Origin of the sequence: Desulfosarcina sp. BuS5 (genome assembly GCF_028752835.1) — a bacterium.
GTDB lineage: Bacteria > Desulfobacterota > Desulfobacteria > Desulfobacterales > BuS5 > BuS5.
Genome location: NZ_CP087952.1, coordinates 2,535,433 through 2,548,038, shown reverse-complemented (window position 1 = coordinate 2,548,038; position 12,606 = coordinate 2,535,433). Strand labels below are relative to the sequence as shown.

At 43.5% G+C, this 12,606-nt stretch carries 6 protein-coding genes; 2 read left to right on the top strand and 4 right to left on the bottom strand.

Features of this window, described 5'->3' with window-relative positions:
• Window positions 1-6: 6 nt before the first annotated feature.
• Window positions 7-954 carry a hypothetical protein gene (locus BuS5_RS12490; RefSeq protein WP_027353504.1) on the bottom strand — a complete coding sequence of 316 codons (948 nt, stop codon included), beginning with the start codon at window positions 952-954 and terminating at the stop codon, window positions 7-9.
• Between the two features lie 425 nt (window positions 955-1,379).
• On the opposite strand from BuS5_RS12490, the gene BuS5_RS12485 reads away from it, so the two are divergent.
• Window positions 1,380-2,906 carry a sigma-54-dependent Fis family transcriptional regulator gene (locus BuS5_RS12485; protein ID WP_027353505.1) on the top strand — a complete coding sequence of 509 codons (1,527 nt, stop codon included), beginning with the start codon at window positions 1,380-1,382 and terminating at the stop codon, window positions 2,904-2,906.
• A gap of 171 nt (window positions 2,907-3,077) precedes the next feature.
• Here BuS5_RS12485 and BuS5_RS12480 read toward each other — a convergent pair whose 3' ends face one another.
• From BuS5_RS12480 to BuS5_RS12470, 3 genes are all read right to left on the bottom strand, one after another.
• Window positions 3,078-3,461, bottom strand: a complete 384-nt coding sequence (locus BuS5_RS12480; protein ID WP_027353506.1) for a hypothetical protein — start codon at window positions 3,459-3,461, stop codon at window positions 3,078-3,080.
• A gap of 171 nt (window positions 3,462-3,632) precedes the next feature.
• Entirely contained in the window at window positions 3,633-7,082 is a 3,450-nt protein-coding gene (locus tag BuS5_RS12475; protein ID WP_035264846.1) for a FecR domain-containing protein, read from the bottom strand.
• A gap of 20 nt (window positions 7,083-7,102) precedes the next feature.
• Window positions 7,103-9,358 (bottom strand): CHASE2 domain-containing protein, encoded by a 2,256-nt coding sequence (locus tag BuS5_RS12470; RefSeq protein WP_027353508.1) that lies wholly within the window; start codon window positions 9,356-9,358, stop codon window positions 7,103-7,105.
• Window positions 9,359-9,768: 410 nt separating this feature from the next.
• On the opposite strand from BuS5_RS12470, the gene BuS5_RS12465 reads away from it, so the two are divergent.
• A complete protein-coding gene (locus BuS5_RS12465; RefSeq protein WP_027353509.1) occupies window positions 9,769-12,588 on the top strand; it encodes a type I restriction endonuclease subunit R in 2,820 nt (939 codons plus the stop codon).
• The last annotated feature ends 18 nt before the right edge of the window (window positions 12,589-12,606 follow it).

The window sequence follows — 12,606 nt, the reverse complement described above, 5'->3', positions numbered from 1 at the left end:
TTAAGTTTAAGGGGTGACAATTTCGACACCCAGAGCCATAAGAACATTCTTAATATTGTTATGAACGGTTACTGTGCTTGAACCGGCGAACAGCAAACCTGTTGCTTCGTGCCCGGCCTGGCTCATCAGCAAAGATCCTGAGTCACCTCCCTGCGACATGTTGGTAGTCATGATCTGATTACGGAAATAAGCTATTCCGCTGCCATAATGAACTGCAACGGTTGCATCCATACCGATAACCTTGCCCTTTGTGATTTCTGTAGTCCGGCCACTTTTAATAACCTCCATTCCCAATGTAGCTTCCACTGTGCCCTTAGGGATACCCAACCCCACAATTGAGGAGATCACCTTTCTCTGATTCGTTGGTAGTGCCAGAGCTGCGTCCACGAGATTGTATTGAGCTATGCTGCCATAGGCAATGGGTATAAACCGCGATAGCCTTGCCAGCATATTTGCCGGATATCTGCCGCCATCATGACGTCCAGGCTGCAGAATCGGATCGCCTATTCCTGCTGCATTTGAATTAGCCAGCACATGATTATTACTCAGAATATGAATCCGGCAGGGAGGGCAAACATCCCTTACTAAACAGCCAAACGTCCCGGCCGTGATCAGGTGGTGCCCGATACTATAGCCTGGCTTGGCTGGCCTTATATTTGCTGTGAAAGCGAGAGCTTCAATTTTGCCTACCTGGCGTACATCTGTTTTTATTGTTTCTGAAGTCTTGGGTATAGAAAAGGTATCAGGAACCAGTTCGTTTGCTCCAAGTTTGTCCCTGGAAAGCTTTTTTTCCACATAAGTACTTAAAACAATTTCCTTAGTTTCCTTGCCTTTTACCTCCTTTAATCCGATTCCCACTCCAACTACATTGGGAAGAGTGAACAGCAGTCCTTCATTTTTTTCTTTGACTTCCTCCACTTTGGATAACATGATTTGAAATTTTTCTTCGGTCATGTTTTCACCTCCTTTTTTTTTTAACAGGTTGAAATGTTTTAAATAAACCCTCTTATTTACCCTTTTTTTTTCAAAAAGCTGCTATTCATGTTAACACAATCACCTCCTTCTTCTTTATGTCGGTTGAAGTATTGTTTTGTTGTTTAGTAATCTTTTTTGCACAAGTTGTGCCACAACACAGAAAAGAGAAATTATTTTGCTCGTGAGGCCATAATAAATTGATTTAAAAGGATAAGGGTAGAATGAAAAACGTGTTTGGTTTACGGTTTAAAAATGTGGAGAGCATGTTTGCTGTAAACTTGATATGCATATATAATTCCAACTGTTAACTTGCTTGACATATAAGGTTTTTCGCCATATAAATTTTATGATTGTAAATATGGATATAGATTGACAGCAAACAAGATTGTGACTGGAGAAGAACATTGGAAGATATTACGCTGCTTTACGAGGTCTCTACCTCTATTCATGCCATTCGGGATCTGGATGAAATGCTTAAAAGTATTCTTAGCAGAATTAAGGCTGTTTTCCATATAGAAGGCGCATCCATAGCCATTCATGATCCTGAAAATAAAGAATTTTACTTTATCCGTACCGTGGAGGAGGAAAGAAACGGGGAAAAAAAAGGGATACAGAAAATGCGGTTTCCGGATCATCTGGGAGTGGCCGGATGGGTGCTGCGCAAAAGAGAGCCGGTAATAATACCTGATACATCACGGGATGACAGATTCTTTAAAGGGGTAGATCTGAAGGGAAACTTTGTAACCCGCTCTATGATCTGCCTTCCTTTGCGGACGCGGAAAGGCTTGATTGGGGTGTTATATGTATTAAATAAACTTAAGGGAGAGTTTACGAAAAAGGAGGAAAGGTTACTGGAGATCCTTTCCGGAACAATCGCCATCGCGATTGAAAACGCCCAGTTTTATGGAGAACTAAAACAGTATGCCTGTTCTTTGGAGCAGGAGAATAGACGGCTTAAATCAGAGGCACAGGATCGTTTTAATCTTCAGGGGATCATCGGTTCCAGCACGGCAATGCGCCGGGCCTTTACCCTTTTGGAAAAAGTTATCGATACAGAAACCCCGGTATTAATCCAGGGAGAGACCGGCACCGGTAAAGAGATTTTTGCCAAGGCGATCCATTTTAATGGTCATTTAAAGGAAAATCCTTTTCTGGTAGAAAACTGTGGCGCTCTTTCTGAAAATCTTCTGGAAAGCGAGCTCTTCGGCCATGTCAAGGGAGCCTTTACCGGTGCGGTTACCGACAAAAAAGGGCTTTTCAGGTTGGCAAACGGAGGGACCATCTTTCTTGATGAAATTGGGGATATGCCTGCAGCCATGCAGGTTAAACTTCTCAGGGTCCTCCAGGAAGGAGAATTTAGACCAGTTGGAGGAAGCCGCACTCTTAAGGTGGATGTGCGCCTTATTGCTGCCACCAATCGCAACCTGGAAGAAGAAGTAAAAAAAGGTAATTTCCGCACGGATCTTTTTTATCGAATCAATGTATTTCCAATAACGCTCCCTCCTTTGCGGGATAGAAGAGAGGATATTCCCCTGCTTGCGGATTATTTTCTTAAAAAATTTTCTACAAAATTAAAGATACCAGGTGCCCGCTTAACGCCCCGGGCAATGGAACTTTTGGCCCGGTTTGACTGGCCCGGCAATATTAGAGAGCTTCAAAACGAAATCGAACGCGCCTTGATCCTGGCTGGAAAAGAGGGGGAGATTCGAGAAGAGTTTTTATCCGTAAAGATAAACAACCCAAAGGAAATTCCTGTTTTCATAGCGCCAGGCGATAAAAAATTAAAAGAGGTCACTGAACTAATCGAGCAGCAGATGGTCAGTGAAGCTCTCCGTGAGACAGCGGGCAATCGTTCCAGGGCTGCCGGTCTTCTTGGTCTGACCCGCCAGGGTCTGCTTAACAAGATAGTGCGTTACAACATAAAATTATAAATTCCCGCCTGGATGATAATATCCACCAGGGGCTCGGTAAAAACCTGCGGTCGACGTACTACCAGTAAGCCTACCGCAGGTTTTTTTCTTACTTTGTGAAATTAATTATTATCTGAAAAGCTATGGGAGGTGGCACACAAATTCACCTATGCCACCCAAGGGAAGGTTGCCTTAGTCGCAAGCACCATAAGGCAACCATTCGCCGGTAGCATCGTCTATGCAGAAAGCATATGTCGACCTTCCCATATGTATAACAATTCTCAGGGGTGATCCTTTAACTCCAAACATGGATATAGTGGTCATAAATTTTAACTCGCCGCCTCTTAATTTAAGGGGTAAGTCTATTGGATTTAATGGCTCGCCTTTATTATCGACTAAAGCAAGATTTCCGTCTTTATTAAAAGCAATGCTTCCCACCGCTCCTTCTAAGGCGTTTTCCGCTGTGTTATGCAAGGAGCCCAACTGTCCCGAAGTCATAATCCAGAACAGGAGCAGGAGGATTATAACTATGCAGGCTATCAATGAATATTTGTAACGTTTTATGGCTTTCTCCATTATCTTTCTCCTTTTTGTGATATATTATAATTTATTAATGTATACTCTTATTATAGATTTTCACTTGAATGCTTTTACATTTGAAACGCCTTACTGATTCAGATTATCACCTCCTTTAACCCTCGTTTTTTACGGACTGTTGTTGGGCATTCTTTATTCACGCTTACGAAATTAAAAGGTCAGTGAAAGCTTTACAAAGATAAAGCGCTCCGGAATAATCATCGGGTTGAGAGGATCCGTATCCTGAAAATTAAACTTTTTATCGAATAGATTTTTGATCCCCAGTCTGAACAGGCCGAGCCGCCGGGGCAGCCGATAACTGACGGCCGTATCAAACACCCAAAACCTATCCTTGCCATTAAAAACAGCATCTGAATTGTGTTGTTTAAATTTTCCAGTTTGCCTGAAATAAGTCCCTTTGAAACGGGCAGTTATCCCTGATGGATGAAAAAAATAAAAGCCTAAAGGTATTCGGTGGGTTTTGGCATCAAGTATTCCAAGTCTGAATTCATCGGTTTTTCTGTCAAACCTTTCGTATTGGTATTCCGCGCTTAATGCCAGCAATGGATTGAGCGCCCAGTAAAGATAGCCCCGGCCGAATTCTTCTTTCCAGTCGAACCGATTGGCGTTTGTGTCGGGGTCGATAAGCAGGGGAACTTTTAGTTTTCTTTCAGCATACTCAATGCCGCCGAATATGTCCAAAGAAAATTTATGATCAACAGCGGCGCCATAGCGCCAAGAATCGGTGCCATTATTATCATCATAAAACTGGTTAAAACCTGCTACCTGGGTAGGTTCGATGGTCTGATCCATATATTCCCAACTGCCGAGTTCCCGAAAAGCCGCCATTCTTATCGTGGTTGCCTGAAAAAGCTGCCAGGTCAGACCGATTTTGGGATTGAGCTGATCGCGCTCCACCTGTTCTCCGCGCTCAAGAAAATCGGCGCTTAACCCGGCTGTCAAGGTTAGTTCCGGGCAAAGATTGATCTGTGAATACGTATATATATTTGTTCTGCGAAAAACATCATCTTCTTCTTTGATGGAAGGAGGCGGATCAAATTCAAATGGGGGCAGAGGAGGCAAGGGAGGAGGGAGAGGAGGGGGTTCTATGATCCATGGCAGCAAATCTACCATAATTTTATCTTTGAAGTCCTGCTCAATATGGCCGATTCCGCTGGTAAGCTTGAATCTTGCCGATTTAAAAAGATACTGCAGCTCAAAATTATAGCCATCCCAGCGTTTTTCAGCATCATAATCATATCCTGTAAATTTGGCTGATGGATAGTGGTCATTTTGATCATGATCCAGATCCTGGTAAATAAAAGAACCAACAAAATCAGATCGGGGGGACAAGGTATGCTTAAAACCGAGCCGCAAGATTTTAACTCTTTGTTCCTCATGGAAATCATTTGAAAAAGCCGGATCAAAGCGGAGGCCAAGATCGCCGTTTTCAGTCTCCGTATTTCTGAGTTCCGCCTGTACACTTGTTTTATGGTTAATTCTGGCCTGGATAAATGCATTGTAAATTTCCTGCTTTAAATCGTTGTTCTGCCGGAATCCATCGGTTTTGTAATGAAAACGGCCAATGCTGTATGAACCCTTTCCCCAGACTCCTGACAGTATCGTTTCGTCCCCCAGGGTATTATTTTTCCCTGTAACACCACTGGCTTGCAGCGAAAACCGGTTTCGGTTAAAAAGCGGCATAAATTCGTTAAAGGATGGGGCTGCAGGCCCGGTCCCTTCCAAAATTTGCAGACCCGCCTCGGCCAGTTGGGGTGGGACCGGGGTAATATTGACCGGCTGCAACAGTTGGGACTGCAAAATTTCACTGCTTCTTGCAATTTCATGCCGCGGCAGGGCAGAGTATGAATCAGCCAGGAATCGGTGTGCAGAATAATTGCCCGGGTCGGTATTGAGAGATTTCCAGCCTTCCACTAAAGCCAGTTGCTGAAATCCGAGATCATTATAGATTCGGGCAAGGCCGGCGCTCCGTGCGGCCAGATCCTGATCCAGCAAAAGACGCGAACGATATACAGCCCGGTTGTCGTTTAATTCGATCGATTTTTGCAGATCCTGCAAAGCTTCTACAGGGCGATTCATGGTCTGTTTTTGGATGGCATCATAGAAGTATGGGGTTGGATCCCCGGGATCAAGTTTTTTTGCAATGGATAGCTGCCTCATGGCCAGCTTATTCCGTTTTTCTTCATAGTAGGCCTTGCCCATATAACTGCGGATAAGTGAGTTGTTAGGGTCAAGACTTGTCGCAATTTCAATTTCCCTGCGGCCTCCCTTTAAGTCACCCTCCCGAATCTTTGCCAGACCAAGCCCCAGCCTGGGAAGGGGTGCTGCCTGATCCAGCCTGATTGCTTTTTTAAATGCTTTTTTTGCATCTTTTATATTTATCATGGCAAGGCAGGCAAAGCCCCAAACAGTTTGGGTGCGTGTCTGGTCGGGGTTAAGGAGCATAGCTTCCCGGGCAGCATCAAGGGCGCCATCTATATCTCCCACTGACAACCGGAGTTCGGACAACCGTGACCATGACTGCCCATTTTCCGGATCGAGTTGTATGGCCTTTTTTATACTGTTTAATGCGCTTTGAAGTTTGAAATGGGCCTGCTCAGTAAAAGAGAGCGCAATAAGGGCAGGGGAGGAGCCTGGATCCAGCTCCACCGATTTTCGGGCCAGCCCAAGGGCTGTATCCTTTTGATTTTGGGCTAACGCGATGATCGACTTGAGGAGAAACGAATAGCTGTTGCCGGAATCAATACTTAACGCTTTTTCTATGTTGAAAGAAGCTTCATCTACGCGTCCCACAGTAAGCAGCAAACCGGCCAGGTAGTTATAATACCGCGGGTCGGAGATATCGTCAGGCACCTTGGTCAGGCTTGAAAAGGCCTTTTCCAGGTCTCCAGCCCGGTAAAATTCTATGGATTCCCGAACCATTGCTTGCCAACCGTTGTCAACGCCGTTTGTAAAATCAGCCGGGTGATAATATAAAATAGCCGGATAATAAAGGACCCAACGGACAGCGTCCCTGGGGTGCAGATACATACGCAGCACCGGGGAATGCCCGGCCATGGCGATTGCCGATTGGCCATCCGCAAGGAGAAGCCGGCCTTTTTTATTTGTTGCAGATACCTGCCCTGCAAATACCGACAACAAAGTCTGCTCTTCTTCAACCTTGATAAAAAATTCTGTTCCGTCAACAGCAGCATTGACAAACGGCGTATTGACCCTAAGCTGTTGCAGGGAACGGCTGAAAAAATGAGCAGCCCCTTTTAACAGCTCAATCAAAGAGGTGGAATCTCCTTTTTCTGACTCCAAAAGGGTTATGGTTGTCCGCTGATCAAGGCGGAGAATGATATCATTGCAAAGCATAATGCCTGCACGGCTTTTCTCCTGCACCTTAAGCATATCACCAAAGCCATAGGTATCGTTCAATCTAACCTTTACCCAATTATCTTCACCGACTCTGCGCGACAGAACGCTGCCCTGCACAGATACAACCTTTGCCACCCATTTTTCGTCATTCTGGGCAGACACGTTGACTGGTAAGTAAAATACCATCAGGATACCGATTAGGGTGGTGAGCCTTTGGAAATATAAAGGCAATTTTTTCATAAACCTTCCTTTTTATTTTACTATTTTACATTCAGGCGAACTATTCCGGTCCAGGTCTCATCCGGGGGATTTTTTTTATATTTTTCACAAAGGTCTGAAAAAAAACGGGAAGGTCCATCTTCTCCAAATATTTTTGCTGTATTGTGAAATTTTGCAATTGCTTGATTCCATGATTGATTTCTGTAAGAATTCAGGGCTTCATCAAAAATTGCACAAAGCTCCTTTTGCTGTTTGCTTGCCTCTTCCTTCCGGCATATTAATTCATAGACCATGATCGGTTTTGACTTTCCAACAACAAGAAATTCTCCGAGATTTCTAACTAAAAAATCATCAACCTGATACAGGCTCTCAGCAGACGCAAGTATTTCCGTGCCCATGTATTTATTAAGCCCCTCTAACCGGGATGCCGAATTGATCACATCACCAACCGGGCGGTACTCATAATGATCGATGGCGCCAATATTGCCTATCATCATTTGCCCGGAATGCAAACCTATGCGAATGGGAAGTTTTAATCGAGTTGATTCACTATTAAAACGGTTTACATTGCGCACTATATCAAGCGCTGTGTGGCAGGCCCTATTCATCAGGGCAGGCTCAAGATCGGTATCAGCCCATATGGACAGCATGGCATCTCCCACGATGTTTGATATAAGTCCGCCTGATTTAACAACCGGTTCAAAAATAGTTTCATAATATTCATTCATATAACTTCCCAGTTCATCAGGTTTCATACTTTCCGACAAGGTGGTATATTGTCCCGCATCCGTGCATAAGCAAATTCCGGAGACCATTTCTCCGGTTTTGATAATTTCTGATTTGTTTTCCACAAGTTGATCGACTATCCTGGAAGGGAGATAATATCCAAACGCTTTTCTGATATTTTTACGTTCCCTGTGTGCCTCAAGGTATTTCCGGATAAAAGCTGAAAAAATAGTAACCGGAGATAGAAACAAGAGGGGGATAACAAGGGGATACCAATTGCCGAAATTGTTGAATTGATACTGGGCAAAAATCAGGTAAATGGCACTTAGAACAAATATGCTTGTTACAGCGGCAAAGGTAGTAAAATAAAATGATAAAAAACCCAGCAACATTCCACCAAAAAAGATAAAAGAAAGATGATAAAGCAAATTGAGCGGCTTGACAGGCATATCTTCCAGCATGTTTGCAAAAGCTGTTGCCGCAATCTCAACCCCGCTGATATCAACCCCGCTGGCCTGTGAAAAAACAGTATAAAAGCCATCTTCCTGCTCAGGCCGCAAATATTCCGAAACCCCGACAAAGACGGCTTTACCCTTAAAAATAACCTTTTTTTGATTGGCCCCCGGCTTTCCCCGTTCCATTATTACTTCAGAATAGGAAATCGTGGGTATACTGCCCGGGGGGCCGTAAAAATTGATAAAATGACTTGGGGGATCCTGATAATTTTTTATCAGCGCCTTAATAATTTGTTTCTTTTTTACTTCACCGGATAATAAGTTTGAGTTACGAAGCTCATCCAGCATTTTTTTCGCAATGGACGGATCTTTTTGAAAAATATCCCTGGTTGACCGGATAAGTTCGCAAAGACCTTTATTATTTATTAACGCCGTTTGATTATGAAATGCGATTTTTTCTCCTTGGGCAGGGTCAGCCTTTTTCAATAAATGGATAAATTCATCATAAACTTTCAGAGCGTAAAATTGAAATGCAACCATTGGCAAGGTTGGCAACCCCCCTGCGCTTGTTTGAAATGTCCAGTATTGACTTACCTTAACCGGTACTTTCGGCAAAACAAAAGGCGCCACAGCCAGAGCCGATTTTGCAAAGAGAGGTATCGGCGGCTTTTGTGTTACGGCATGTAATTGACCGGAAGGCGCTCCCTGTTCGCTTGTCAACGGAAGAGTTTCCTTGTCCAAAGATTCGAAAAGGAGAACGTTGTTCGCATTTTTTATTGAATAGGCAAATAAATTATCATCGGCCGGGGAACGAGGTTCATCGAAAAAAACATCAAATGCAATAAGGGCTGCGCCTTTTTGCGTTAAAATATCAACAAGGGATGCATGTAAAGAGCGGGGCCATTTTTCAGGATTATTGGGCAGGTTTAATTTTTTGGCGGAATTTTTATCTATGCTTATAATAATGACATCACGGGGAGCATATCTTTTTCCTCTGATCGAAAATAGATACTCAAGACCGATATTTTCCTCCAGACCAAAAAGCAGTGGGGTGAGACAAAGCCCCAACAGCCCTGTTGCTATACCAAAAAATAATGCTTTTAGAAGGCGATCCATAAAATTAGTTGTAACCGTTCACGGATAACAAAGATTTTGTGGTTTTAAAATTTTATTTCGGGGGGATTGAAATGTTATAATATAATAAATCAAGTATAATAAATCAAGTTTTTCAATACTTTCTATCTCAAGCTCATTAAAATAAAGAGTCAAAGGAATAAACTTGATTTTTTAGAGTATCAGGATACAATCAGTAACAAATATAGCCACTCAGGGCTGTTACCAGTAATATAGATTGTCACATAAATAATTTTAATGCAATAACGGTCGTCGGAGTATTGTAGGACGCCTTCCTTGATATGGCCTTTTTTAATGTAACGCTGAAACGATAGTCAGAATTATTTTAAATATTCATAGTTCTCAAGCGGTTAAAAGCAAAACTGCTTTGCTAATCAACCTCCTGTTTGTTTATGACAAAAACACCAGAACAAGAAGCCCGGGAAAACATCGACAAAATGCTGGATCAGTCCGGCTGGGATATCCAGGATGTTGAAAATGCCAACATCCATGCAAAAAAGGGCGTTGCCATCAGGGAGTTTCCCTTAAATAAGGGCCATGGCTTTGCAGATTATCTTTTGTATGTGGATGGCAAGGCAGCAGGTGTTATTGAGGCAAAAAAAATCGGTAATACCCTTACCGGTGTTGAAATCCAGTCAGACAAGTATAAAACCGGTCTGCCGGATGATCTTCCTGCATGGTACAGTCCCCTTCCTTTCTGTTATCAATCCACAGGTATTGAAACCCGTTTTACAAATGATCTTGACCCTGTTCCCCGTTCCAGGGGTACTTTTTCCTTTCATCTCCCGGAAACTTTTGAAGAATGGCTGAATGATGACACACCAGTATTTCCGGGTAAAGTTGCTGAAAAGCAGGCCCCTTATGGTAAACCCTCCACTTTGAACCTGCGGCTCAAACAGATGCCCGAGCTCATAGAGGAAGGCTTATGGCCTGCCCAGATCATAGCTGTAAAAAATCTTGAAAAGTCATTTGCGGAAAACCGCCCCCGTGCTCTTATTCAGATGGCCACAGGTTCAGGTAAGACATTTACAGCAATTAATTTTATCTACAGGCTTATCAAGTTTGCAAAGGCTCGCCGGGTTTTGTTTCTTGTTGATCGGGGCAATCTGGGCAAACAGACCCTTAAGGAATTTCAGCAGTATGTTTCACCCTATAACAACTATAAATTCAGCGAAGAATATATTGTTCAGCGCCTTACTTCAAACACACTTGATAAAACCGCCCGGGTCTGCATCTGTACCATCCAGCGTCTTTACTCCATGCTCAGGGGAGTGGATCTTCAGGAAGTTGATGAAGAAGAATCTGTTAATGGTCTTGAGAATGTCTATGACCAAGTGCCGCCCATAGAATACAATCCGGCCATTCCCATTGAGACTTTTGATTTTATCATCACAGATGAATGTCACCGCTCCATTTATAATCTCTGGCGGCAGGTGCTTGATTATTTTGACGGGTATATTATCGGCCTTACTGCCACGCCCGGCAAACAGACCTTTGGTTTTTTTAACCAGAACCTTGTTATGGAATACGGGCACGAGGAGGCTGTGGCTGATGGTGTGAATGTCAATTATGATGTTTACCGCATCAGGACACAAATTACAGAACAGGGCTCAAATGTGGAGTCCGGCTATTATGTTGATGTTCGTGACAGGGAAACCAGGGAAGTTCGCTGGGAGCAGCTGGATGAAGATCTTGAATATGATGCAAACAAGCTTGACCGTGATGTGGTTGCAGTGGATCAGATCCGCACTGTTGTCAGTAAGTTTCGGGACAAGCTCTTTACAGAGATCTTTCCCGGCCGCACCGAAGTACCAAAGACCCTGATTTTTGCAAAAGATGACAGCCATGCTGAAGACATTGTTAAAATCGTGCGCGATGAATTTGCAAAGGGCAATGATTTTGCCCGGAAGATTACCTACAAGACAACCGGCAAAAAACCAGAAGATCTTATAGCAGAATTCAGAAACAGTTATAATCCCAGGATTGCCGTTACAGTGGACATGATCGCCACGGGCACGGACATAAAACCCCTTGAAGTTGTAATGTTCATGCGCAGTGTGAAATCCCGCAGTTATTTCGAGCAGATGAAGGGCCGGGGCGTGCGCGTAATCAATGATGATGATCTAAAGTCTGTTACACCGGATGCCAAAGCAAAAGATCATTATATTATTGTGGATGCTGTTGGTGTGTGCGAGCGGGACAAGACAGATTCAAAGCCCATGGACCGGAAAAAATCAGTATCCTTTGAAAAACTTCTCCAGGCAGTAAGTCTTGGAAACACAGATCCGAATGTTATCTCCTCCGTGGCTGCCCGTATTGCGCGTATCAATAAAAATATTTCACAAGAAGATGCGGATAAGATTATAGAGGTTACAGACGGCAAGAGTCTGGGAGGTCTTGTATCTGATCTTGTAAATGCCCTTAATCCTGACAATCATTTGGAACAGGCAAAACAGGATAATCCGGATGTGGATCAGCCTACAGAAGAGCAAATTCAACAGGCTGCGAAAAGCCTGATAAAAGGCGCTGTCAAGCCTTTGTACAATCCGGACTTACGGAATCTGTTGCTTGAGGTAAAGAAAAAGAACGAGCAGATTATTGATAATGTAAGTCCGGATACTGTTATAGAGGCAGCCTTCAGCGCGGAGGCCCTGGAAAAGGCAAAAGGCATGGTAGCGTCTTTTAAACAGTTTATAGAGGATAACAGGGATGAAATCACTGCTCTGCAGATTCTTTATTCCAGGCCGTACAAGTCGCCTTTAAAGTTTGAAAATATAAAAGAATTGGCTGATACCATCAATAAGCCGCCTCATCACTGGACAGAGGACAATCTCTGGGCTGCCTATGCCGCTCTTGAAAAATCCAAGGGCCAATCAAGAGTCAGAGGCGCAAGCGGCGCGCGGATAATGACGGATCTTGTATCCCTTGTTTGCTATGCACTTGAGCAGGAAAATGAGCTTGTGCCGTTTCCGGAAAAGGTGGATGCAAATTTTAAGGCCTGGCTGGCACAGCAGGAGAAAGAGTTCACAGTAGATAAGCTTCATTGGCTTGAGATGATAAAGGATCATATTGCGGGGAATTTGTCGATAGATACGGAAGACTTTGAATATTCACCATTTGTTCAGGAAGGTGGCCTGGGGAAGTTTTATCAGTTGTTTGGTGAAGAAGTAAGCGCCCTGTTGGAAGACCTAAATGAACAGCTTGCAGCTTAAAATTAGACAAATTATTTT